The 23,448-nt window shown below is 60.0% G+C and carries 21 protein-coding genes; 3 read left to right on the top strand and 18 right to left on the bottom strand.

What is annotated here, in order from left to right; translation table 11 throughout:
- Positions 1-251 precede the first annotated feature (251 nt).
- The 16 genes from dtd to hutC all read right to left on the bottom strand — a co-directional run bounded on the left by dtd (position 252) and on the right by hutC (position 18,741).
- Positions 252-689: a D-aminoacyl-tRNA deacylase gene (gene dtd, locus ACIQU2_RS04910; RefSeq protein WP_347802184.1), complete on the bottom strand. Its 438-nt coding sequence runs from the start codon at positions 687-689 to the stop codon at positions 252-254.
- Positions 686-1,657 carry a prolyl aminopeptidase gene (gene pip, locus ACIQU2_RS04915; protein ID WP_403139037.1) on the bottom strand — a complete coding sequence of 324 codons (972 nt, stop codon included), beginning with the start codon at positions 1,655-1,657 and terminating at the stop codon, positions 686-688. The genes dtd and pip overlap by 4 nt, the downstream gene beginning before the upstream one ends.
- 113 nt (positions 1,658-1,770) lie before the next feature.
- Positions 1,771-2,691 carry an alpha/beta hydrolase gene (locus tag ACIQU2_RS04920; RefSeq protein ID WP_403139039.1) on the bottom strand — a complete coding sequence of 307 codons (921 nt, stop codon included), beginning with the start codon at positions 2,689-2,691 and terminating at the stop codon, positions 1,771-1,773.
- A 147-nt stretch (positions 2,692-2,838) separates the two neighbouring features.
- A complete protein-coding gene (locus tag ACIQU2_RS04925) occupies positions 2,839-3,786 on the bottom strand; it encodes a choline ABC transporter substrate-binding protein (protein ID WP_403139042.1) in 948 nt (315 codons plus the stop codon).
- A 231-nt stretch (positions 3,787-4,017) separates the two neighbouring features.
- Positions 4,018-4,821 (bottom strand): N-formylglutamate deformylase, encoded by an 804-nt coding sequence (gene hutG / locus ACIQU2_RS04930; RefSeq protein ID WP_347802180.1) that lies wholly within the window; start codon positions 4,819-4,821, stop codon positions 4,018-4,020.
- A gap of 10 nt (positions 4,822-4,831) precedes the next feature.
- Positions 4,832-6,037: an imidazolonepropionase gene (gene hutI / locus ACIQU2_RS04935; RefSeq protein ID WP_403139044.1), complete on the bottom strand. Its 1,206-nt coding sequence runs from the start codon at positions 6,035-6,037 to the stop codon at positions 4,832-4,834.
- Between the two features lie 17 nt (positions 6,038-6,054).
- Positions 6,055-7,464 (bottom strand): amino acid permease, encoded by a 1,410-nt coding sequence (locus ACIQU2_RS04940; RefSeq protein ID WP_403139047.1) that lies wholly within the window; start codon positions 7,462-7,464, stop codon positions 6,055-6,057.
- Between the two features lie 110 nt (positions 7,465-7,574).
- A complete protein-coding gene (hutH, locus tag ACIQU2_RS04945) occupies positions 7,575-9,107 on the bottom strand; it encodes a histidine ammonia-lyase (RefSeq protein ID WP_403139049.1) in 1,533 nt (510 codons plus the stop codon).
- Between the two features lie 129 nt (positions 9,108-9,236).
- On the bottom strand, positions 9,237-10,760 hold the full coding sequence (gene hutH, locus ACIQU2_RS04950) for a histidine ammonia-lyase (RefSeq protein ID WP_403139051.1): 1,524 nt from the start codon (positions 10,758-10,760) through the stop codon (positions 9,237-9,239).
- A gap of 142 nt (positions 10,761-10,902) precedes the next feature.
- Positions 10,903-11,733 (bottom strand): glycine betaine/L-proline ABC transporter ATP-binding protein, encoded by an 831-nt coding sequence (locus ACIQU2_RS04955; protein ID WP_403139054.1) that lies wholly within the window; start codon positions 11,731-11,733, stop codon positions 10,903-10,905.
- On the bottom strand, positions 11,730-12,581 hold the full coding sequence (locus tag ACIQU2_RS04960) for a proline/glycine betaine ABC transporter permease (RefSeq protein ID WP_283189675.1): 852 nt from the start codon (positions 12,579-12,581) through the stop codon (positions 11,730-11,732). Before ACIQU2_RS04960 ends, ACIQU2_RS04955 begins: the two co-directional genes overlap by 4 nt.
- A gap of 70 nt (positions 12,582-12,651) precedes the next feature.
- Complete coding sequence (locus ACIQU2_RS04965; RefSeq protein WP_347802175.1) at positions 12,652-13,620, bottom strand: ABC transporter substrate-binding protein; 969 nt, start codon at positions 13,618-13,620, stop codon at positions 12,652-12,654.
- 67 nt (positions 13,621-13,687) lie between these two features.
- On the bottom strand, positions 13,688-15,160 hold the full coding sequence (locus ACIQU2_RS04970) for a purine-cytosine permease family protein (protein WP_403139058.1): 1,473 nt from the start codon (positions 15,158-15,160) through the stop codon (positions 13,688-13,690).
- 151 nt (positions 15,161-15,311) lie between these two features.
- On the bottom strand, positions 15,312-17,000 hold the full coding sequence (gene hutU / locus ACIQU2_RS04975; RefSeq protein ID WP_403139060.1) for a urocanate hydratase: 1,689 nt from the start codon (positions 16,998-17,000) through the stop codon (positions 15,312-15,314).
- A 450-nt stretch (positions 17,001-17,450) separates the two neighbouring features.
- On the bottom strand, positions 17,451-18,020 hold the full coding sequence (locus ACIQU2_RS04980) for a HutD family protein (RefSeq protein WP_403139063.1): 570 nt from the start codon (positions 18,018-18,020) through the stop codon (positions 17,451-17,453).
- Positions 18,021-18,030: 10 nt separating this feature from the next.
- The gene (gene hutC / locus ACIQU2_RS04985; protein WP_177326944.1) at positions 18,031-18,741 is read right to left on the bottom strand and encodes a histidine utilization repressor; all 711 of its coding nucleotides are present in this window, start codon (positions 18,739-18,741) and stop codon (positions 18,031-18,033) included.
- Positions 18,742-18,887: 146 nt separating this feature from the next.
- On the opposite strand from hutC, the gene ACIQU2_RS04990 reads away from it, so the two are divergent.
- Positions 18,888-20,252 (top strand): formimidoylglutamate deiminase, encoded by a 1,365-nt coding sequence (locus ACIQU2_RS04990; RefSeq protein ID WP_403139066.1) that lies wholly within the window; start codon positions 18,888-18,890, stop codon positions 20,250-20,252.
- A 122-nt stretch (positions 20,253-20,374) separates the two neighbouring features.
- Here the strand turns inward: ACIQU2_RS04990 and ACIQU2_RS04995 are convergent, their stop codons facing one another.
- Positions 20,375-20,944, bottom strand: a complete 570-nt coding sequence (locus ACIQU2_RS04995; protein WP_403139068.1) for a lipocalin family protein — start codon at positions 20,942-20,944, stop codon at positions 20,375-20,377.
- Positions 20,945-20,975: 31 nt separating this feature from the next.
- The gene (locus tag ACIQU2_RS05000) at positions 20,976-21,230 is read right to left on the bottom strand and encodes a lipoprotein (protein WP_046052167.1); all 255 of its coding nucleotides are present in this window, start codon (positions 21,228-21,230) and stop codon (positions 20,976-20,978) included.
- 30 nt (positions 21,231-21,260) lie between these two features.
- Between ACIQU2_RS05000 and ACIQU2_RS05005 the strand changes: the two genes are divergently transcribed.
- Both ACIQU2_RS05005 and ACIQU2_RS05010 read left to right on the top strand, forming a co-directional pair.
- Positions 21,261-21,470 (top strand): hypothetical protein, encoded by a 210-nt coding sequence (locus ACIQU2_RS05005; protein WP_347802169.1) that lies wholly within the window; start codon positions 21,261-21,263, stop codon positions 21,468-21,470.
- 40 nt (positions 21,471-21,510) lie between these two features.
- On the top strand, positions 21,511-23,403 hold the full coding sequence (locus tag ACIQU2_RS05010; RefSeq protein ID WP_403139071.1) for a methyl-accepting chemotaxis protein: 1,893 nt from the start codon (positions 21,511-21,513) through the stop codon (positions 23,401-23,403).
- The last annotated feature ends 45 nt before the right edge of the window (positions 23,404-23,448 follow it).

The following is a 23,448-nucleotide window of genomic DNA, read 5'->3' on the forward strand; positions in this document are numbered from 1 at the left end:
GAAAAACCGACCCTACAGACCACTCTTGCCAAGTTGGCGAGCATTGTTCCGACTCCTGTGGGGCTAAATGATTCCCCAAGAGGTCCAGGACAAGTCTCTACCTAAGTCAAAATGGACCAACGAACGCTGATCCCCGTAGCGCGCGATTATCTAGTAGGCCGCGTTACAACGCATCAGGGGTAACAAAGTATTTATCTTGAAAAACGCCTGTTTTCAGTCGAAAAGGGCTTAAAAACATGTTTCAAGCGCTTTCAGGTCTGTAACAGGAAGGTTACCGGGCCGTCGTTGACCAGGTGCACCTGCATATCCGCGCCGAATCTACCTGATGCCACAGTGCCATGCACCTGTTTCGCCTTACCTAATAGATAGTCGAAAAGTTCCTCGCCCAGGGCCGGAGGGGCAGCGGTCGAAAAACTCGGACGCAACCCGCTCCGGGTATCGGCGGCCAGGGTGAACTGTGAGACCAGCAGCAACCCACCGCCTACATCCGCCAGGGACAGATTCATCTTGCCCTCGGCGTCACTGAACACACGATAGTTAAGCAGTTTCTGCAGAAGTTTGTCGGCGCTGGCCCGAGTATCCTCGGGCTCGACCGCCACCAGCACCAGCAAACCCTGATCAACGGCGCCAACCACCTCCCCCGCTACCTCGACTCGCGCACCACGCACGCGTTGCAGCAGGCCCTTCATGCTTCTTCAGGGGCCAGGTCGAGCAGACGATGGGCCATCAGATCGGCGGCGCGAACCAGTGCGTCAGTAATGCCAGGTTCGGAGGCGGCATGGCCGGCGTCACGGATCACCTTCAATTCACTGTTCGGCCAGTTCTGATGCAGTTCCCAGGCGTTGTCCAGCGGGCAGATCACGTCGTAGCGACCGTGGACGATCACGCCAGGCAAATGGGCGATCTTGCCCATGTCGCGGATCAGCTGGTTGGGCTCAAGGAACGCATTGTTGGTGAAGTAGTGGCATTCGATGCGCGCAATCGACAGTGCGCGCTGTGGCTCGGAGAAACGATCGACCACCAGCGGGTTCGGGCGCAGGGTAGCAGTCCGGCCTTCCCAGGTGGACCAGGCCTTGGCCGCGTGCATCTGGGCAATCTGATCGTTGCCGACCAGGCGTTTGTGGAAAGCCGAGAGCAAGTCTTCGCGCTCGTCCAGCGGGATCGGCGCGATGTAGTCCTGCCAGTAATCGGGGAACAGACGACTGGCGCCACACTGGTAGAACCACTCGATTTCCTGCGGGCGGCAGAGAAAAATCCCGCGCAGAATCAGACCGTGCACACGCTCCGGGTGGGTTTGCGCGTAGGCAAGCGCCAGGGTCGAGCCCCATGAACCGCCGAACAACACCCACTTATCGATGCCAAGGTGCTGGCGAATTCGCTCAAGGTCGGCGACCAGATCCCAAGTGGTGTTGTTTTCCAGGCTGGCGTGGGGCGTGGAACGACCGCAACCGCGCTGGTCGAAGGTCACAATGCGATACAGGTTCGGATCGAAATACCGACGGCTCTGGGCATCACACCCGGCGCCGGGGCCACCGTGAATGAACACCACTGGCAAACCTTTCGGCGAACCGCTTTCGTCGACATACAGCGTGTGGGTTTCATCGACGGCCAGATCGTGCCGGGCGTGGGGTTTGATCTGCGGGTACAAAGTCTGCATTGCGCGCTCCGTAAGGGGTCGAGGTCATCCCTGGGGGGACTTCTATTATTCTGCCGTCCGGCATCATAAACCCGAATTACGCCAATGAGCATGCCTTGCAGAGTCAGAGTTCTTCAGCCCGTTTTTTCAGACAAATAGCCGAGCAGCGTTTCATAGAGTGCGTCGACCTCGGCGACCTGCCCCCGAGCCCGCAGACAACCGTGGACCAACCCCTCGCCGTAGTACAGCGTCGCTGCCACACCTGCTGCGTTCAGTCGCTCGGTGTAGAGCATGCCGTCATCGCGCAGTGGGTCGAATTGCGCCACGGCGATCAAGGCCGGCGGCAGCCTACTGAAATCCTCGGCGAGCAACGGCATCGCATAGGCCCCTGGCTGCCCAGTGCCGCGCAAGTACAGGGCGTGATAACAATCCAGATCGCTGCTGCTGAGCAAGGGAGCATCGACGCATTCACTGCGCGACGGCAATCGGTGATCACCGCCCAGCCCCGGATAAATCAGCACCTGCGCCGCCGGCAATGGCTCGCCCGCATCGCGCAACGCCAGGCACAACGCAGCCGCAAGGTTGCCACCGGCGCTGTCCCCGGCCACCAGCGTTCGCTCGGGATCGAGCCGGAATGGCCCGGTCCGTAGCGCGCGCCAGACACCCAGGCAGTCTTCAAACGCCGCCGGAAACGGATGTTCCGGCGCCAACCGATAATCGACGGCGATCACCAGCACACCGAGCGTCGACGCCAGTTCGGCGCAGATGAAGTCGTGGGAATCCAGGTCCCCCACCACCCACCCACCGCCGTGCAGATACACAATGCACGGGCAACCGCTGGTCGGTGGCGAAACCGGCGGTTGATAAGACCGCACCGGCACGCCGGCCAATTCAAAGTCGACCACATAAAGCCCGTCGGGACGTGACGGAGTGAACGCCCGGCACATGTCGCTGTAGGCCTGGCGCAAACCACCGAGACTGCTGTCGGTACTGTTGAAGCTGACGGTTTTCTCGACGAAAGCCGTCATCTGTGCAGAAAGCGGGTAAGGAGCCATGAGCCGGTGCCCGTTCAAGGAGATAGGTAGGGTCAACCCCCTGTGGGAGCGAGCCTGCTCGCGAAGAGGGCGTGTCATTCAAATTGATGTTGCCTGACACACCGCCTTCGCGAGCAGGCTCGCTCCCACAGGGTTTTGCGGTTACGGTCAGTTTTTCAAACTGGCCTGAACCGTTGCCACGCCATCCTTTCCATCAAAACTATTGACACCTGCCAACCAGCGCTGGAGATCGTCCGGATGATCACGCAGCCATTGCTTGGCAACGTCCTGAGGCGTCTTGCGCTCCATGATCGGCACCATCAACTGGCTTTCCTGGGCGGCGGTGAAGGTCAGGTTTTCCAGCAGACGGTTTACGTTCGGACAGCGCTGGGCGTAGTCCGGGGCGGTCACGGTGGAAACGGTGGCGGCGCCTTCGTTCGGGCCGTAAACGTCTTCGCTGCCAGTCAGGTAGGCGATTTTCATGTTGATGTTCATCGGGTGCGGGGTCCAGCCGACGAACACCACGAATTCCTTGCGATTCACCGCCCGCTGTACAGCGGCAAGCATGCCGGCTTCACCCGACTCGATCAGCTTGAAGTCTTTCAAGCCAAATTGATTGGTCTCGATCATGGTTTTGATGGTGGTGTTGGCGCCACTGCCGGGCTCGATGCCGTAGATCTTGCCGCCGAGTTGATCCTTGAATTTGGCGATATCGGCGAAGGTTTTCAGGCCCGCTTCGGCGACATATTCAGGTACGGCGAGGGTTGCCTGAGCGTCGGCCAGGCTCGGTTTGTCCATGACCTTCACCTGATTGGCAGCCAGGAACGGCGCGATGTTTTTGTCCATCGCCGGTTTCCAGTAACCGAGGTAGATGTCCAGGCGCTTGTCGCGGATGCCGGCGAAGATGATTTGCTGCACGGCGCTGGTTTGCTTGCTTTCGTAACCGAGGCCGTTGAGCAGTACGTCAGCCATGCCGCTGGTGGCGATCACGTCGGTCCAGTTGACCACGCCCATGCGCACGGCCTTGCAGGAAGCGTCGTCACTGGCCAGAACGCTGGTGCTCAGGAGAGCAGTGCCGCAGAGGACTGAGAGACAGCGGGTGAACAGTCTTTTCATTGGGGGAGTCTCGTGCGGCAGATTATTGTGAGGGCCGATGTCTTCGTGCACCGTGCCCAGAACATTACGCAGCGTCGAGAAGGTAAAAGCGAACTGTAGCGACCGTGTTTTGCACGGTGGCGACAGCCCGAAAAGATCGCAGCCTTCGGCAGCTCCTACAAGATCGGGTTTTCACACGGCCAATGTAGGAGCTGCCGAAGGTTCGGGCCGCGTTCGGACGATCTTTTGATCTTATGCGCTGTAGTGCTTTTGGCCCCAGGCCAACAGCCCTTGCAGCAATTCCTTGAGCACCACCTGTGTCGGCGCCGCCAGGTCCGGGCGATAACGGAACGGCTCGAACTCTTCCATGTACGTGCACTGGCCCAACTCCAGTTGCACCGCATGAATATTCTCGGCCGGATTGCCGTAATGCCGGGTGATGTGCCCGCCCTTGAAGCGACCGTTCAGCACATGGCTGTAATCGCCGTGGCGCGCGCAGATGGCTTCCAGCTGAGTGGCCAACTGTGGATCGCAACTGGCGCCGTTAAAGGTGCCAAGGTTGAAGTCCGGCAGTTTGCCGTCGAACAGGTGCGGGATGATCGAGCGGATCGAGTGCGCATCGAACAGCAGCGCGTAGCCGAACTCAGCCTTCAGTCGCGCCAGCTCGTTCTGCAAAGTGCTGTGGTACGGCGTCCAGACTTGCTCCAGATACGTCGCCCGCTCCGCCGCTGACGGCTCATGCCCTTCGCGGAACAACGGAATACCGTCGAACAGCGTCGCCGGGTACAGGCCGGTGGTGGCACCGACATACAAAGGCTTGTCGTCAGACGGTCGATTCAGGTCGATGACAAAACGCGAGTACTCGGCGGCCAAGGTGCTGGCACCCAGCTCGGCAGCAAATTCATAGAGCTGCGGGATATGCCAGTCAGTGTCCGGCAGGCTTTTCGCGTCGGGGATCAACCCGGCTTCGACCGCCGGGGTCAGGCGCAGGCCGGCGTGGGGCATGCTGATCAGCAGCGGCACGCGACCTTGTTTGAAGTTCAGAACCTTATCCACAACTGTTCTCCTAAATGCTCACTTCAACGCCGTGACGCACGACGCGTTTTTCCAGGTCACCGCCCAGCCAGTACGACAGGTCGGCCGGACGATCGATTTGCCAGGCGACGAAATCTGCACACTTGCCGACTTCCAGCGAACCGTGGGTTTCAGCCATGCCCAACGCGGTGGCAGCATGAATCGTTGCACCGGCCAGCGCTTCTTCCGGAGTCATGCGAAAACAGGTGCACGCCATGTTCAGCATCAAGCGCAACGACAGCCCCGGTGAAGTTCCAGGATTGAGGTCGCTGGCGATGGCGATTTTCACCCCGTGTTTGCGCAGAGCCTCCATCGGCGGCAATTGGGTTTCCCGCAGAAAGTAGAAGGCGCCGGGCAGCAGCACCGCGACGGTGCCGGACTTGGCCATGGCGATGGCGTCGTCTTCGGTCATGAATTCCAGGTGATCGGCCGACAGTGCGTGGTAACGCGCCGCCAGACTCGAACCATGCAACGACGACAACTGTTCGGCGTGCAGCTTCACCGGCAGACCGAGTTGTTGCGCGGTGATGAACACCCGTTCAACCTGCGCCGGCGAAAACGCCAGGTACTCGCAGAACGCATCCACCGCATCCACCAGCCCTTCGGCGGCCAGGGCCGGGAGCATCTCGGCGCAGATGTGATCGATGTAGTCGTCGGCACGATCCGCGTATTCCGGCGGCAAGGCATGAGCGGCCAGGCAGGTGCTGCGCACGCTGACCGGCAGTTCGGCGCCGAGACGGCGGATGACCCGCAGGATCTTGCGTTCGCTGGCCAGGTCCAGACCGTAGCCGGATTTCATTTCGACCGTGGTCACGCCGTCGCGCATCAGGCTCTTCAGACGCTTGGCGGCGCTAGCGAACAGCTCGTCTTCAGTGGCCGCGCGAGTGGCGCGCACGGTGCTGGCGATGCCACCACCGGCCGCTGCGATTTCTGCATAGCTGACGCCTTGCAGACGCTGTTCGAATTCACCGCTGCGGTTACCGCCGAACACCGTGTGGGTGTGGCAGTCGATCAGGCCCGGCGTCACCCAGGCCCCTTTAAGATCATTGACTGCCGGGTACTCACCCGGCGGCAGTTCACCGCGCGGGCCGATCCACTCAATGTGCGCACCTGACGTCACGATGGCCGCATCCTCGATGATCGAGTAGACGCCTTGCGCCATGGTTGCGACGTGGCAGTGTTGCCAGAGAGTTTTCATCCGTGGCCTCCGTTAGGTTATCGATGAGAAAAAGAAGGTTCCTGCTCCACCGGTACTGCCTTCCCTGCCGCCGGTTTCACCCACGTCAGGTAGGCCAGCACCAGCAATACAATCCAGACCACACCGACGATCAGCGCCGCCTGGGTGTCCGGGAAATAGCCCAGCACGCCAAAGATGAACAGCATGAAGGCAATCGCCGCCATCGGCGCATAGGGCCAGAACGGCACCGGGAATTTCAGTTGGGCGACCTGCTCGGCACTCATGGAACGACGCATGGCCACTTGGGTGAACAAAATCATCAACCAGACCCACACCGTCGCAAAGGTGGCGATGGAGGCGATCAACAGAAATACGTTTTCCGGAATCAGGTAGTTCAGCAGCACGCCCAACAGCAACGCGACACTCATTACCACCACGGTCATCCATGGCACGCCATTGCGCGACAAGCGGGCGAAGCCCTTGGGCGCATGCCCTTGCTGGGCCAGACCGTACATCATGCGGCCAGCGCCGAAGATGTCACTGTTGATCGCCGACACCGCCGCCGAGATCACCACAATATTGAGAATGGTCGCCGCCGAGCTGATCCCCAGGTTGTCGAAAATCTGCACGAATGGACTGCCTTGGCTACCGATCTGCTGCCATGGAAAGATCGACATCAGTACGAACATCGTCAGTACGTAGAACAGCAGGATACGCAACGGTACGGCATTGATCGCCCTGGGCAGCACGCGCTGCGGGTCTTTGGCTTCACCGGCTGTCACGCCGATGATTTCAATGCCGCCAAACGCAAACATCACCACCGCGAACGAAGCGATCAGGCCGCCCACGCCATTGGGCATGAAGCCGCCATGGCTCCAGAGATTGCTGATGTCGGTCGCCTGGGCGCCAGGCGCCGTGCTGATGCCGAACAGCATGATGCCGAAGCCACCCAGGATCATCGCGACGATGGCCGCGACCTTGAGCAACGACAGCCAGAACTCCATTTCACCGAAGACTTTGACGTTGCACAGGTTCAAGCCGCCGACCACCGAAACGATGCCCAGTACCCAGATCCAGCGGGCCACTTCCGGAAACCAGAAGCCCATGTAAATACCAAATGCGGTGACGTCGGCCATGCCGACGATGACCATTTCAAACGCGTAGGTCCAACCGAGAATGAAGCCCGCCATTGGCCCCAGGTAGGTGCTGGCGTAGTGGCCGAAAGAGCCGGTCACCGGATTGTGCACCGCCATCTCGCCGAGGGCGCGCATGACCATGAACACCGCCGCGCCACCGATCAGGTAAGCGAGCAGCACCGCGGGCCCGGCCATTTGAATGGCCGAGGCAGAACCGTAAAACAGCCCGGTGCCGATCGCCGACCCCAGTGCCATGAAGCGAATATGTCGGGCAGAGAGCCCGCGTTTCAAACCCTTTTCTGTCTGATGCATTGCTCGTCCTTAATTATTCTTATTCGACGCAAAATCGAATCGCGAGCAAGCTCGCTCCCACAGGTTCAACGCAATCCAATGTGGGAGCGAGCCTGCTCGCGAAGAGGCCATTACAGGCTAGGCAGCAACTTCGCCGTCACCAACTCGTTCAAGCAACGCGTGGCCAACAACTCGCTCGCCGCATTGATATCCGGGGCGAAAAAGCGATCCTTCTCATAGAAAGGCACTTCTGCACGCAGAATCCCGCGAGCTTTTTCCAGTTTTGGCGAGGTTTTCAGACCATCGCGCAGATCCAGACCTTGGACCGCAGCCAACCATTCAACCGCCAGAACGCCACGGGTGTTTTCGGCCATTTCCCACAGGCGCTTGCCGGCAGCCGGGGCCATGGAAACGTGGTCTTCCTGGTTCGCGGAAGTCGGCAGGCTGTCCACCGAGTGCGGATGAGACAGCGCCTTGTTCTCACTGGCCAGTGCCGCAGCAGTCACCTGGGCGATCATGAAGCCGGAGTTCACACCGCCATTGGCCACCAGGAACGGCGGCAGTTGCGACATGTGCTTGTCCATCATCAGCGAGATACGACGCTCGCTCAGGGAACCGATTTCAGCGATGGCCAACGCCATGTTGTCGGCAGCCATCGCGACCGGTTCGGCGTGGAAGTTACCGCCGGAGATCACGTCGCCTTCAGCGGCGAATACCAGCGGGTTGTCCGAAACGGCGTTGGCTTCGATGGCGAGCACTTCGGCGGCCTGACGGAACTGGGTCAGGCAAGCGCCCATGACTTGCGGCTGGCAGCGCAGGGAGTACGGGTCCTGGACCTTTTCGCAGTTCTGGTGCGAGTCGGACACTTCGCTGCGCTCGCCCAGCAGGTCGCGGTAAGCGGCAGCGGCGTCGATCTGGCCTTTCTGGCCGCGCGCGGCGTGGATGCGGGCGTCGAACGGCGAGCGCGAGCCCAGCACGGCTTCAACAGTCATACCACCAATGGCCAGGGCGCCAGCAAACAGGTCTTCGCCTTCGAACAAACCACGCAATGCATAAGCGGTAGAAACCTGAGTGCCGTTGAGCAGCGCCAGACCTTCTTTGGCAGCCAGGGTCAGCGGAGTCAGACCGGCCACTTTCAGCGCTTCGGTGGCTTCCATCCACTCGCCTTTGTAGCGCGCCTTGCCTTCGCCCAGCAGCACCAGCGACATGTGGGCCAGAGGCGCCAAGTCACCGGAGGCACCGACCGAACCTTTCAATGGAATGTGCGGGTAAACCTCGGCGTTGATCAGTGCGATCAGCGCGTCGATCACTACGCGACGAATGCCGGAAAAACCGCGGCTCAGGCTGTTGACCTTGAGCACCATGACCAAGCGAACCAGCGCATCGCTGATCGGCTCGCCGACACCGGCGGCGTGGGACAGCACCAGCGAGCGCTGCAGGTTTTCCAGGTCTTCGCTGGCGATACGGGTCGAAGCCAGCAGGCCGAAACCGGTGTTGATGCCATAAGCGGTGCGGTTCTCGGCGAGGATCTGTTCCACGCAGGCAACGCTGGCTTCGATCTGCGCCGAGGCACTGTTGTCGAGGGTGATTTTGACCGGCTGCTGATAGATATCACGCAGTTGGGCAAGGCTCAGTTGGCCGGGAATCAAATTAAGAGCAGTCACATCATTCTCCTTTTGAGAGTTTTCTTCTTTTGTTAAGAAGAGTACTAACCAGACGCTCCGGAGATTTCCGTTGTCCGTCGCTTCCCTCCTTTTGGGGGGCTGCGCCTTGGCACGCTGGTGTGGTGGAAATCAGTTCAGGTTCGGTAAAGCGTTGTGCAGCAAAATCGGGTCTTTCAACACGCCGGCAGCCGCGGCGATGTCCGGCGCCAGCCAACGGTCCTGGTCGTAGGCCGGGACCCGCTCGCGCAGCAGACGCCACGCCGCATCGGTGCCAGCGCCGAAGCGTTGATCTTTCAGGAATTCAAACGCCTGGGCCGCCAGCAAGTACTCGATGGCAAGGATCTGCGTGCAGTTTTCCAGGGCGCGATGCAGCTTCAACGCGGCGTTGGTGCCCAGGCTCAGGTGGTCTTCCTGCAGGCCCGAGGTGACGTAGTTGTCGAGCACCGCCGGTTGCGCCAACTGGCGGTTTTCCGCACACAGCGAAGCGGCGACGTACTGGACGATCATCATCCCGGAGTTCACCCCCGGGTTGGCCACCAGAAACGCCGGCAGACCACTGACGTGAGGATTGATCAAGCGATCCAGCCGACGTTCGGCGATGGAGCCGATTTCAGCCATGGCGATGGCCAGCAAATCCGCCGCCAAGGCTACGGATTGACCGTGCGGGTTGGCCTGGGACACCACCCGGAAGTTGTCCGGTGTGCCCAGCAGCAACGGATTATCGGTGCAGCCGTTGAGTTCGGTTTCGATCTGTTGAGTCGCGTGCGCCAGTTGATCCCGTGCAGCACCGTGGACTTGCGGAATAGAACGGATGCTCAGCGCATCCTGCGTGCGGATGCCTATGCTCGAAGCAATCACTTCACTGCCATCCAGCAACGCCCGCAGATTCGTGCCAACTTGCTGCATGCCCGGATGCGGCTTGAGCGCGATGATCTCGGCATCGAACGCAGCAATCTGCCCGCGCTGGGCCTCGAAGCTCATGGCGCCGATTACGTCAGCCCATTGCAGCAGGCGAGTGGCATCAGCAATCGCCAGGCAGCTGAGGCCGGTCATGCACGGCGTGCCGTTGACCAGGCACAAGCCGTCCTTGGCACCGAGCTGAACCGGTTGCAAACCTTCTTCAGCCAAAGCCTGCTGCGCAGAAACGATCTGCCCGCGATAGCTGACATTGCCGACACCCAGCAGCGTGATGCTGATGTGGGCCATGTGGGTCAGGTAACCGACCGAACCCTGAGATGGCACTTGCGGGGTGATGCCGCGATTGAGCAGCGCCAGCAACGCTTCGACCACCCGGCGGTGAATGCCGGATTTGCCTTGGCTGTAATTGAGGATTGCCGCACACATGATCGCGCGGGTCTGCTCGTCGGCCAATGGAGCGCCAACGCCACAGGCGTGACTGAGCAAGGTGTTGCGCGACAGTTGGCTGAGTTGCTCGTCTTTCAACGAGACGCTGCACAAGGCGCCGAGGCCCGTGTTGACGCCATAAGCACGTTCGCCGCTGACGACGATGCGCTGGACGATCGCTTGGGCATTCTCGATCCGCGCCCAGGCCTGTGGCGACAGCTCAAGCTGTGCGCCATGGCGGGCTACGGCGACCACATCCTGCCAACGCAGGTGGTCGCCTGCGATAACGATTTTTTCAGCCTGGGACATCATTAACCTCAACCGTACAACCTGAATATTGATGCAGCCCTACCGGCCCCATCGCGAGCAAGCTCGCTCCCACATTTGGAATGCATTCCCCTGTGGGAGCGAGCTTGCTCGCGATGGGGCCAGCACAGTCACCACAAATTTGTCAGACCACCGCAGCCCGCCGCTGTACGAACCGATCCACATACTCATCCGCCGGCGAATGCAGGATCTCTCGCGGCGTACCCACCTGAATCAGGCGCCCGTCCTTGAGAATCGCAATCCGGTTACCAATCCGCACCGCCTCATCAAGGTCGTGGGTGATGAAGACGATGGTCTTGTGCAGGGTCTTTTGCAGCTCCAGCAACTGGTCCTGCATCTCCGCGCGGATCAGCGGGTCGAGCGCACTGAACGCTTCGTCCATCAGGATGATGTCGGTGTCCGCCGCCAACGCGCGAGCCAGGCCCACACGCTGACGCATGCCGCCCGAGAGCTGATGCGGGTATTTGTTTTCGTAGCCCTTGAGGCCCACGGTGTTGATCCAATGCAGCGCGCGCTCGGAGCACATTTGCTTGGTCTCGCCACGCACTTTCAGGCCGTAGGCGACGTTATCCAGCACGGTCTTGTGCGGCAGCAGGCCGAAGCTCTGGAACACCATGCTGATCTTGTGCCGGCGAAATTCGCGCAGGGCTTCCATGTCGTATAGCAGGATGTCCACGCCGTCCACCAGGATCGCGCCGCTGGTCGGGTCGATCAGGCGATTGAAGTGGCGCACCAGGGTGGACTTGCCGGAACCCGACAGGCCCATGATCACGAAGATCTCGCCGGTGCCGATGCTCAGGGACAAGTCGTTCACGCCGACCACGCAGCCGGTTTCGGACAGCACCTGATCTTTGGTTTTGCCCTGGCCGATCATGGCCAGCGCATCCTTGGAACGGTTGCCGAAAATCTTGAAGACGTTTTTGACTTCGATTTTGCTGATGGCTTCGTTGTTCATTTGCTCACCTCATGCCGTGGCCGACCGTACGCTTGAGTAATGCGGTCGATAACCACTGCCAGAATCACGATCGCCAGACCGGCTTCAAGACCACGTCCGACGTTGAGGGTCTGAATCCCCACCAACACGTCTTCACCCAGGCCACGGGCACCGATCATCGAGGCAATCACCACCATCGACAGGGCCATCATGGTCGTCTGGTTGATCCCGGCCATGATGCTTGGCAGGGCCAGCGGAAGTTGCACGCCAAACAGTTGCTGCCAACGGTTGGCACCGAAGGCATTGATCGCTTCCATCACTTCGCCGTCGACCTGGCGAATACCCAGATCAGTCAGGCGAATCAGCGGTGGCGCAGCGTAGATCACGGTGGCGAAAATCGCCGGGACCTTGCCCAGGCCGAACAGCATCAGCACCGGGATCAGGTACACGAAACTCGGCATGGTCTGCATGATGTCCAGCAGCGGCATCAATATCGAACGCAGGCGATTGCTGCGCGCCGAAAGAATGCCCAGTGGAATGCCGATCATCACCGAAATGATGGTCGCCACCATCATCAGTGCCAGGGTCTGCATCAGCTTGTCCCAGAGGCCGACCGCACCCACCAGAAACAACAAGCCAACGATCACGGCGGTGGTCACGACTTTGCGGGTCGCGTGCCAGGCAACGCCCGCCACGATCGCCAGCATCAGCCACCAGGGCGCCGCGCGCAGCAGGCCTTCAAGATTGACGATGGCCCACAACAGGGTGTCGGAGATGCTGCGGAACACATCGCCGTAGTTGGTGACCAGCGAATCGACCCAACTGTTGACCCAGTCGGCGATGGAAAAGGTAAAGCTTTCGGGAAACATAAGAGACTCTCAATCAAGGGGTTGCGATCAAGCATCCGACTGCCGCTCAGGGCAGTCGGAGAGGCTCAACCTACAAGGCCGCGTCGATCTTTTTGGCTGCGTCTTCGCTCACCCATGCGTGCCAGACTTCAGGATGTTCCTTGAGGAAGATTTTCGCCAGTTTTGGTGACTCGATCCGCTCTTTGGCCATGCGCCCGAGGTTCTGGTTAAGCAGGTCGATTGGCAGGTTGACTTTTTCCAGCACGGCCACCAGCTCCGGGGCTTGCTCGTGGAAGGTCTTGGACAGGCCGACCTTGATGGTCACGCGCTTGTCCACGCCTGGTTTCTCTTCGAGTTTCACCAGGTCAACCTGGCCCATCAGCGGGGTTGGCGACCAGTAGTAGAACAGGATCGGCTCGCCACGTTTGTAGCTCGACAGCACCGCGGCATCCAGTGCCGGACCGGTGCCCGGACGGAAGTTGGTGTAGGTGCTTTCCAGGCCGTAGCTTTTCAGCATTTCGCTGTTATCCAGCTCACAGGTCCAGCCCGCCGGGCAGTTATAGAAACGGCCCTTGGATGGCTCTTCCTGATCCTTGAACACTGCAGCGTATTTACCCAGATCGGCGATCGCTTTCAGGTCCGGAGCTTTAGGCTCCAGCTTGCGCTTGGCGTCGCCTTCGATCACGTAGCGCGGCACGTACCAGCCTTCGACAGCACCCACGACAGGCGCGCCGACACCGACAACTTTGCCGGCCTTCTCAGCCTTGTTCCAGACCTCGCTGCGGCCGACCCACTCTTCGGCAAACACTTGAATGTCGTTGCTGCTCAGGGCGTTTTCCATGGTGATGGAGTTGCCTGGGAGGCTGTCGACCTTGCAGTCGTAACCTTTCTCCAGCACGACTTGCATCACGTCGGTCAGCAGCATGGCGCTTTCCCAGTTCAGACCGGCGAACTTCACCGGTTTGCCCGACTCGCACCAACCCGCCGCCTGAGTGGCGCCGGCGCTGGCCAGCAGGCCCATGGAAAGCAATGTGGTCAGCAGGGTCTTGTTCGATTTCATTGTGTGACGCTCCTAATCATGAGTTGGCTTACGGCAGTCAAGAGGCATCCAGCCCTGTCCACGTCCATCAGGCCCGCGCCGCAGCGCGACTGGCCCCGCTTGTTATAGGTGCTGCATCGCTGTCCTGCTCGACTGGCAGGATCAGGTGATCGGGTACGGCGCTGTGCCATTTTTTCGCGCACACGTAATACAGGGCTGCGGGAAGCACCAGACCGATGATCCAGGAAATATCCACACCACCCAGAGCGTCCACCAGCGGACCGGTATAGAACTTGGTAGAGATGAACGGCAGTTGCACCAGCACACCGAAGACATAGACGCTGATACCGAGGGGGTTCCAACGGCCGTAGCGACCGTTCGGATCGGCCAGCGCCGGCACGTCATAGCGCTCGCGGGTGATGCAGTAGTAGTCCACCAGGTTGATCGCGCTCCATGGCGTGAAAAAAGCCAGCAAAAACAGGATGAAGGACTTGAACGCACCGAGGAACGAGTGCTGACCGAGCAACGCGATCAGGGTCGCAGTGCCGACGATGACCAGCACGAAGACCAGACGCTGCAAGCGCGTTACCCGCAGGTCACCACGGAAACCGCTGATGACGGTCGCAATGCACATGAAGCTGCCGTAGGAGTTCAGCGTGGAGATGGTGACCTTGCCGAACGCGATGCTGAAGTACAGCAGCGCAGCGGTGGCACCGCTGCCGCTCAAACCAACGATGTAGGCCACTTCGTGGCCGGCGAATTGCCCGTTGGCCATGGCGGCGGCAAACACGCCGAGGATCATCGCCACCTGTGCGCCAATGACCGAACCCGCGCCAGCGGCGAAAAAGGTTTTCACCGAGGAAGTCTTGCTCGGCAGGTAGCGTGAATAGTCAGCCACGTAGGGGCCGAAGGCGATCTGCCAGGACGCCGCGAGCGATACCGCGAGCAGGAAGCTGCTCCAGCTGAAGTGGCGGATTTGCAGGAGTGCGCCAATGTCAGTCTGGCTCATCAGGCGACTGAACAGGTAAACGAAGGCAATCACGCCAATGACGCTGGCGACACGGCCGATGAAATGAATCACCCGATAACCGAGCACCGTGACCAGCACGATGACACTGGCGAAGATGAGGATACCGACGCTGTCGCTAACGCCAAACAACTGGCCCAGCGCCTGGCCGGAAAGTACGGTGCCCGTTGCGGTGAAACCGAGGTACATCAGACAGACCAGTACGATCGGAATGGCTGCGCCATACACGCCGAACTGTACCCGGCTGGAGATCATCTGCGGCAGGCCAAGCTTGGGCCCTTGCGCTGCATGCAGCGCCATTACGCCACCGCCGAGCAGTTGACCGATCAACAGACCGATCAACGACCAGAACACGTCACCACCCAGCACCACGGCCAGGGCCCCGGTGACAATCGCGGTGATTTGCAGGTTGGCCCCCATCCACAGGGTGAACTGGCTCAACAGACGACCGTGTCTCTCCGCTTCCGGGATGTAGTCGATCGAACGTTTCTCGATCAACGGCTTACTGCCTGCACGATCGCTGTTAACAGCCATGATTCAACCTCTGTGGATTGTTATTGGAATTCGCTCGGTCCCTGTAGGAGCTGTCGAGTGAAACGAGGCTGCGATCTTTTGATCTTGATCTTCGGCGTCCGTAACGACGCCAAAAGATCGCAGCCTGCGGCAGCTCCTACAGGGTTTTGCGTTACTTGCCGGTAATCATCGGCAGGTTCAGCCCTTGTTCCTTGGCGCAGTCGATCGCGATCTGGTAACCCGCATCGGCGTGACGCATGACACCGGTAGCCGGGTCGTTGTGCAGGACGCGAGCGATACGCTCGGCCGCTTCGTCAGTACCGTCGCAGACAATCACCATGCCCGAGTGCTGGGAGAAGCCCATGCCGACGCCGCCGCCGTGGTGCAGGGAAACCCAGGTCGCGCCGCTCGCGGTGTTGAGCAGAGCGTTGAGCAGTGGCCAATCGGACACGGCATCGGAACCGTCCTGCATCGACTCGGTTTCGCGGTTCGGGCTGGCTACCGAACCGGAGTCCAGGTGGTCGCGCCCGATCACGATTGGCGCGGACAATTCACCGCTGCGAACCATTTCGTTGAACGCCAGACCGAGCTTGGCGCGCAGGCCCAGACCCACCCAGCAGATACGTGCCGGCAGACCCTGAAAGCTGATGCGCTCGCGCGCCATGTCCAGCCAGTTGTGCAGGTGGGCGTCGTCCGGGATCAGTTCTTTTACTTTGGCGTCGGTTTTGTAGATGTCTTGCGGATCGCCCGACAGCGCAGCCCAACGGAACGGGCCGATACCGCGGCAGAACAGCGGACGGATGTAAGCCGGTACGAAACCCGGGAAGTCGAATGCGTTCTCGACGCCCTCTTCTTGGGCCATCTGACGGATGTTGTTGCCGTAGTCGAAGGTCGGAATGCCCATTTTCTGGAAGTCCAACATCGCTTTAACGTGCACAGCCATCGATTGCTTGGCGGCTTTGACCACGGCAGCAGGCTCGGTCTTGGCGCGAGCGCGGTACTCTTCCCAGGTCCAGCCGGCTGGCAGGTAACCATTGAGCGGGTCGTGGGCGCTGGTCTGGTCGGTGACCATGTCCGGGCGCACGCCGCGCTTGACCAGTTCCGGCAGGATTTCAGCTGCGTTGCCGAGCAGGGCGATGGAAATCGCTTTGCCTTCCTTGGTGTATTTGTCGATGCGGGCCAGCGCGTCGTCGAGGTCGGTGGCTTGCTCATCGACGTAACGGCTGTTCAGGCGGAAATCGATGCTGACCTGCTGGCATTCGATGTTCAGCGAGCACGCGCCGGCCAGGGTCGCGGCCAGCGGTTGAGCGCCACCCATGCCACCGAGGCCTGCGGTCAGGACCCAACGACCTTTCAGGTCATCGTTGTAGTGTTGGCGACCGGCTTCGACGAAAGTTTCGTAGGTGCCCTGGACGATGCCCTGACTGCCGATGTAGATCCAGCTGCCGGCGGTCATCTGGCCGTACATGGCCAGGCCTTTGGCGTCGAGTTCGTTGAAGTGTTCCCAGCTCGCCCAGTGTGGCACCAGATTGGAGTTGGCGATCAGTACGCGCGGGGCATTGCTGTGTGTTTTGAACACGCCGACCGGCTTGCCGGATTGCACCAGCAGGGTCTCGTCGTCATTCAGGTTGGTCAGGCTTTCGACGATCTTGTCGTAGCATTCCCAGTTACGTGCCGCACGACCGATACCACCGTAAACCACCAGTTCTTTAGGGTTCTCGGCGACTTCCGGGTCGAGGTTGTTCATCAACATGCGCAGCGGCGCTTCAGTCAGCCAGCTCTTGGCGGTCAGCTTGTTGCCGCGAGCGGCACGAATTTCAACGTCACGATACTTTGTAGGTTTCTGGGTATTGTCAGTCACGAAAAAGACTCCTCAGCGATCAATCCAAACCAACCCTGGCGGTGGGTAAGCCAGCCTGTGCGCGTCAAAGCGCCACAAGCGAATCAGTGGACGTTGCGAGGAGTCTCGATCGACTCATACGCATACGTCTTTACTTGTACATACAAGCATATGCAATCAAGCGGCCAACTTGCTGGATGAGTGTTCAAGAAAAGTTTTTTGAACGCTGGAAGGCCCTTGGATCAAGGGTTTAGACGAAGATGAAATTTTTCGCGGGGGATTTTGCGGAGGGAGGCAGCTGTTACTTGAGTGTGATTTTGCGCCACGCTGGGGCGTTCGGTAACAAAGTGGTGCGCGTTGGGGAACGGATTTATGGCGACGAAAAGCATCGCGGGCAAGCCCGCTCCCACAGGATCTTCACTGGACCTGTGGGAGCGGGCTTGCCCGCGATAGTGTCGCTTGAGTTCTGGATCAGCGCGCAGTCAGCTCAATCACGCAGCATGGGCCATTGCTGGAGACTTCCAGCAGACCGGCATTACCATCGAGTTGCAGGCAATCATGCCGCCCCAGTTGTGCGTCGCTGTTACCGACCTTCACTTCAAGCTCGTCGGTGACACTAAATACGAGCACGGTGCCTGCCGAGCTGAAAAACCGCTGCTCGCCGTCCAGCCACTGCAATCGTGCGCCATAACGCTGCGGTGCATAAATCAGGTTGAAGTCGCGGATCGGCCCACCGAGCAATGTGCAGGAAACCTGGCTCTCGCCGCTGAAAGCAAATGGGTCCAGCGGTAACAATGGCCGAGTGTCCTGACCATCAACCCGCAAGGTCATGCCGTCGCCTTGCAATACGGTGATCACCCGCTCATAGCCGGCGAACGTCGAGAAACCGCCCGACTCGCCGATATCGGCAATCGACAGGCGCCAGCCGAAACCATCAAGACCGGTGCCCGCATCGCGGGTGATTTCTTCGGTGCTGCCGCCGCCATTTTTCCATGGCATGCGTGGGTAATCTATTGCGCGTAGAACCTTGAACTGACTCATTTATGGCTCTCTATTTATGGAACCGTCCTTCCAGACGATGACGGGAACCTGGGTGGATCAAACGGGCGGCGGTCACCGGTTGACGGCCGGACCAGGTGCGGCGGCGAATCAGCAGGCACGGCTCGCCCTTTTCAATCTGCAGCAACTTGCACTCGCTGGCTTCGGCCAGAATCGCCTCGACCACATGCTCGCCTTCGGTCAGCGGCGCGACCTGGTTCAGATAGGCGTATGGCGTTTGCAGGGTGAAGTCCTGCTTGAGGTAGTCCGGCGCCACGAGTGCGTTGACGAAACGGTCTTCGATTTGCACCGGGATGTCATTTTCGAAATGCACGATCAGCGAGTGAAAGACTTTCTGGCCTTCGCGCATGTCCAGCGCCAGCGCCCGCTCGGAACCGGCGGCCTCTTCTTCGAGGGTGATGACCTTGCAGGTGTGGCGATGGCCACGGGAGGCGATTTCGTCGGCGATGTTGTGTACTTCAAACAGCGCGGACTGACTTTTCGGCTCGGCGACAAAAGTGCCGACACCCTGCATGCGCACCAGCAGACCGTCGGCGGTCATCTCGCGCAGGGCGCGGTTGATGGTCATGCGGCTGAAACCCAGCTGGTTGACCAACTCGCTTTCCGACGGAACGCGGTAGTGCGGCGGCCAGTTTCCACTGTCGATTTGCTGGGTGATCATCTGTTTGACGCGGGCGTACAAGGGCGCCGGACTGTCGCCCATGTGTGCGGCCAACGGAGAGACTGCAGGCGGAGTCGGCACGGTTAATCCTTGGTCGTTTGGTTGAAGTTGCTAGCTTGCCGGAGTTTACCGAGCAGGCAAACGTCTGTATATGTATATACAAATAACACACGATGGGGTGCTGAACCATGTCCGCCTTCTTTGCCGAACGCGCGCTGCTGCCTAGTGGATGGGCCAACAATGTACGTCTTGAGGTCAGCGCCGATGGCGTGTTGACCCATATCCAGGCCGATTCCAACGCAGATGGCGCCGAACGGCTGAGCGGTCCGCTGCTGCCGGGTATGCCGAATCTACACTCCCACGCCTTCCAGCGGGCCATGGCCGGGCTGGCGGAAGTGGCGGGTAATCCGAATGACAGTTTCTGGACCTGGCGCGATTTGATGTATCGCCTCGTCGGAAAAATCAGCCCGGATCAACTCGGCGTCATCGCCCGTCAGCTGTACATCGAAATGCTCAAGGCCGGTTACACCTCGGTCGCGGAATTTCACTACGTACACCACGACACCAACGGCCAGCCTTACGCGGACCCGGCCGAACTGGCGCTACGTATCAGCCAGGCCGCCAGTTCCGCCGGGATCGGCCTGACCCTGCTGCCGGTGCTCTACAGCCATTCCGGTTTCGGCGGCCAGGCCCCGAACGAAGGCCAGCGCCGCTTTATCAATAGCACCGAAAACTACCTCCAGCTTCAGTCGCGCTTGCAGCCGATCCTGGCGCAGCAACCGGCGCAGTCGCTGGGTTTGTGTTTCCACTCGTTGCGCGCGGTAACACCGCAGCAGATCAGCGAAGTGCTGGCGGCCAGCGACCAGCAGTGCCCGGTGCACATTCACATTGCCGAGCAGCAGAAAGAAGTCGATGACTGCCTGAGCTGGAGCGGCCGCCGTCCGCTGCAATGGCTGTACGAGAACACCGAAGTCGATCAGCGCTGGTGCCTGGTTCACGCCACCCACGCCAACCCGGAAGAAGTCACGCTGATGGCCAAGAGTCGCGCTATCGCCGGCTTATGCCTGACCACCGAAGCCAACCTCGGCGACGGGATCTTCCCGGCGGTGGATTTCCTCGCTCAGGGCGGGCGCATGGGCATCGGTTCCGACAGCCATGTGTCATTGAGCGTGGTGGAAGAATTGCGTTGGCTGGAATACGGCCAGCGTCTGCGCGACCAACGCCGTAATCGTTTGTATGGCGCGGATCAGCCGATGGTTGGCCGCACGCTGTACGACGCGGCGCTGGATGGCGGGGCTCAGGCGTTGGGTCAGCCCATTGGTGCGCTGGAAGTTGGCAAACGTGCGGATTGGCTGGTGCTGGATGGCAACGATCCGTACCTGGCGACAGCCAGTGGCGATGGGATTCTCAATCGTTGGTTGTTTGCCGGTGGTGATCGCCAGGTGCGGGATGTACTGGTCAATGGCCAGTGGGTTGTGCGTGATGGGCGTCATGCGGACGAAGAAGAGAGCAATCGGGCTTTCACCAAGGTCCTGCGCGATCTGTTGGGCTAACACCGGAAACAAAAGTGGGAGCGAGCTTGCTCGCGATGGGGCCGTCAGATTCAACATCAATGTTGACTGACAGTCCGCTATCGCGAGCAAGCTCGCTCCCACATTTGGTTACTGGTAACCCGTTAGTTAGAGGTCTGGGCCATCTGCGTATCTGTCGCACGCCAGATCAACCGGGTAGTGTCGTAACCCTGCTGACGTGCCTTGCTCAGCAGTTCTTCACGCACTACACCATTGACCGTCGGGGTCCGTGACAGCAGCCATAGATACTTGCGGCCCGGATCGCCAACAATGGCGGTCTTGTAGTCATCGCTGACGTACAACACCCAGTACTCTCCCTTCGCCACACCCGGAATCAGCCGCGAAAACCAGGTATCGAACTCGACCCACAGCTTGTCGGTTTTGCCCGGCTCCTGTGGCCAGGCCACGCCTTTGGCCTCTTCCCATTGCCAGTCTGCCGTCAGGCAGCGGTTCAGCACCAACACCTTGCCGTCAGGCTTGAGTGTGTAATGGGCTTCGGATTGCGCGCAGTTGCGCTGGAAATACATCGGCAGACGGGCCAACTCGTACCAGGTCCCTTGGTACTTCTTGAGATTGACGCTGTTGTCAGTTTTCGGTGCCAACGGATCTACGCCAGACGTGGCGCAGCCGGCCAATACCAGGCCGGCTAAAAGGACTATCAGTAACCGCTTCATTGTTTTTCTCCCGTGGGCGCATAGCCCCGGATTACTTCAGGCCTTGGCCGGAAAACATCAGCACTTTGTCACCGGCGTACTGCACGCTGATAAAGCTGTTTTTGTCGCCCCAGGTACAGCTGGACATGCCGAGCGCGCCCGAGCAATCGGCGGGTTTGCCCAGCAAGGTTTCTACTTCGGCCTTGGGCATGCCTGACGACAGCTTCGAGTAGTTTTCCTGATTAACCTTGCTGCACGCGGCCAACAACACGCAGAACGAAAGCAGGGCAATAGAACGCAGCGACATGGTGTAGCTCCTGGGGCGAAGGGGAATGGCATGGCTGCCAAGCTGAAGCTTAGAAGAGAAAACCCCTGTCTGGTTCCGTGGCTGGCCGGCTATTTGTGGGCCGCTCGTCTGTCTTTCGTGAAATATCAGGAACTTTCATTTGCTGTTGAGTGTTTCGTTAGTTTTCGCAAAACCCGCCTAATCTTTGCCGCCGCTCAGTCGACATATAAGCAGCGCAAGCCCACGACTGTGGCAAATTGACGCCCCTTTGTTGACCAGCCTCTTCGCGGTAGTACATTTAATGACCAGAAACATGAAGTTCAGCCACAAGATCTTGTTGGCTGCTGCCCTCGTGGTGGCGGTTGCATTCGCTTGTTTCATCCTCTTCAACGACTACCGCCAGCGGCAAACCCTGCGCAGCAGTACCGAATCCTCGATGCAGGAACTCGGCAGCCTGACCACCAGCAATATCCAGACCTGGCTGGAAAGCCGCATTCAGTTGCTGCAATCGCTGTCCCAGCAGATCGCCGTGGACGGCAGCGCCCTGGCCAACCTCAAGCGCGCCATCGACCTGCCGGCCTACACCAGCAACTTCCAGCTGAGCTACTTCGGTGGCACCGACGGCGTGATGTTCTCGGTCCCGGCCGGCAATCGTGCCGCGGATTACGACCCCCGCGCCCGTGGCTGGTACAAGGCGGCCAACAACGCGCAAACGACCATCGTCACCGAACCTTATATCGCCGCGTCGTCGGGCAAACTGGTGATCACCGTCGCCACGCCGGTGAAACATCAGAATCAAATGATCGGCGTCGCCGGCGCAGACATCGACCTGTCCAGCGTCAGCGCGATCATCAACTCGCTGAACTTCGGCGGCCACGGCCATGCGTTCATCGTCAGCGCCGACGGCAAGATCCTGATTCACCCGGACAGCAAACTGGTGCTCAAGAGCCTGACGGACGCCTACCCGAACGGCGCGCCAAAAGTCAGCCCGGGCATGAAAGAAGTCGAACTCGACGGCAAGACCCAATTCATCTCCTTTACCCACGTCAATGGTGTGCCCTCGGCAGACTGGTACGTGGCGCTGGTGCTGGATCATGACACCGCGTTCTCGATGCTCAGCGAGTTCCGCACCTCGGCGATCATCGCCATGGTCATTGCCGTGGTGATCATCATCGCGTTGCTGGGCATGCTGATCAGCTTCCTGATGCAGCCGCTGCTGACCATGGGCCGCGCCATGCATGACATCGCCGAAGGCGAAGGTGACCTGACCAAACGCCTGACCATTCACGGCCAGGACGAATTCGGCGCGCTGGGCACCTCGTTCAACCGTTTCGTGGAGCGTATTCACACCTCGATCCGCGAGGTGTCCTCGGCCACTGGCCTGGTCAATGAAGTCGCGCTGCGTGTGGTTGCCGCGTCGAACTCGTCGATGTTCAACTCCGACCAGCAAGCCTCGCGCACCAGCAGCGTGGCCGCCGCCATCAACGAACTGGGCGCCGCCGCCCAGGAAATCGCCCAGAACGCCGCCCTCGCCTCTCAGCATTCGAGCGATGCTCGCGCATTGGCCGAAGACGGCCAGCAAGTCGTCGATAAAACCATCGCGGCGATGCAGCAGCTCTCGACGAAGATCAGCGATTCGTGCGGCAACATCGAAACGCTCAACAGCAACACCGTAAACATCGGGCAGATTCTGGAAGTGATCACCAGCATCTCCCAGCAGACCAACCTGCTGGCACTCAACGCCGCCATCGAAGCGGCCCGTGCCGGTGAAGCCGGTCGCGGTTTTGCCGTGGTAGCGGACGAGGTGCGTAACCTCGCGCACCGTACTCAGGATTCGGCGCAGCAAGTGCAGAAGATGATCGAGGAACTGCAAGTCGGCGCCCGGGAAGCCGTGATCACCATGACCGACAGCCAGCGCCAGAGCGAAAGCAGCGTCGGCATCGCCAACCAGGCGGGCGAACGTCTGGGCAGCGTGACTCAGCGTATCGGTGAGATCGACGGGATGAACCAGTCGGTGGCCACTGCGACAGAAGAGCAAACAGCTGTGGTGGAGTCGATCAACGTCGACATTACCGAGATCAACACGTTGAACCAGGAAGGCGTGGAGAACTTGCAGGCGACGTTGCGTGCGTGCTCAGACCTTGAGCAGCAGGCGGCGCGGTTGAAGCAGTTGGTCGGAAGCTTCCGGATCTAAGGCGTTCTCTGCGGCCTCATCGCGAGCAAGCTCGCTCCCACAGGG

The organism is Pseudomonas sp. NPDC098740, assembly GCF_044760065.1.
In the GTDB taxonomy this organism is placed as follows: Bacteria; Pseudomonadota; Gammaproteobacteria; order Pseudomonadales; family Pseudomonadaceae; genus Aquipseudomonas; species Aquipseudomonas rossensis.

Excerpts from the sequence above, each read along its gene's own strand:
- dtd (WP_347802184.1), bottom strand. The coding sequence starts at position 689 with ATGAAGGGCCTGCTGCAACGCGTGCGTGGTGCGCGAGTCGAGGTAGCG.
- pip (WP_403139037.1), bottom strand. The coding sequence starts at position 1,657 with ATGCAGACTTTGTACCCGCAGATCAAACCCCACGCCCGGCACGATCTG.
- ACIQU2_RS04920 (WP_403139039.1), bottom strand. The coding sequence starts at position 2,691 with ATGGCTCCTTACCCGCTTTCTGCACAGATGACGGCTTTCGTCGAGAAA.
- ACIQU2_RS04925 (WP_403139042.1), bottom strand. The coding sequence starts at position 3,786 with ATGAAAAGACTGTTCACCCGCTGTCTCTCAGTCCTCTGCGGCACTGCT.
- hutI (WP_403139044.1), bottom strand. The coding sequence starts at position 6,037 with ATGAAAACTCTCTGGCAACACTGCCACGTCGCAACCATGGCGCAAGGC.
- ACIQU2_RS04940 (WP_403139047.1), bottom strand. The coding sequence starts at position 7,464 with ATGCATCAGACAGAAAAGGGTTTGAAACGCGGGCTCTCTGCCCGACAT.
- hutH (WP_403139051.1), bottom strand. The coding sequence starts at position 10,760 with ATGTCCCAGGCTGAAAAAATCGTTATCGCAGGCGACCACCTGCGTTGG.
- ACIQU2_RS04955 (WP_403139054.1), bottom strand. The coding sequence starts at position 11,733 with ATGAACAACGAAGCCATCAGCAAAATCGAAGTCAAAAACGTCTTCAAG.
- ACIQU2_RS04960 (WP_283189675.1), bottom strand. The coding sequence starts at position 12,581 with ATGTTTCCCGAAAGCTTTACCTTTTCCATCGCCGACTGGGTCAACAGT.
- ACIQU2_RS04965 (WP_347802175.1), bottom strand. The coding sequence starts at position 13,620 with ATGAAATCGAACAAGACCCTGCTGACCACATTGCTTTCCATGGGCCTG.
- ACIQU2_RS04970 (WP_403139058.1), bottom strand. The coding sequence starts at position 15,160 with ATGGCTGTTAACAGCGATCGTGCAGGCAGTAAGCCGTTGATCGAGAAA.
- ACIQU2_RS04980 (WP_403139063.1), bottom strand. The coding sequence starts at position 18,020 with ATGAGTCAGTTCAAGGTTCTACGCGCAATAGATTACCCACGCATGCCA.
- hutC (WP_177326944.1), bottom strand. The coding sequence starts at position 18,741 with ATGGGCGACAGTCCGGCGCCCTTGTACGCCCGCGTCAAACAGATGATC.
- ACIQU2_RS04990 (WP_403139066.1), top strand. The coding sequence starts at position 18,888 with ATGTCCGCCTTCTTTGCCGAACGCGCGCTGCTGCCTAGTGGATGGGCC.
- ACIQU2_RS04995 (WP_403139068.1), bottom strand. The coding sequence starts at position 20,944 with ATGAAGCGGTTACTGATAGTCCTTTTAGCCGGCCTGGTATTGGCCGGC.
- ACIQU2_RS05000 (WP_046052167.1), bottom strand. The coding sequence starts at position 21,230 with ATGTCGCTGCGTTCTATTGCCCTGCTTTCGTTCTGCGTGTTGTTGGCC.
- ACIQU2_RS05005 (WP_347802169.1), top strand. The coding sequence starts at position 21,261 with ATGGCTGCCAAGCTGAAGCTTAGAAGAGAAAACCCCTGTCTGGTTCCG.
- ACIQU2_RS05010 (WP_403139071.1), top strand. The coding sequence starts at position 21,511 with ATGACCAGAAACATGAAGTTCAGCCACAAGATCTTGTTGGCTGCTGCC.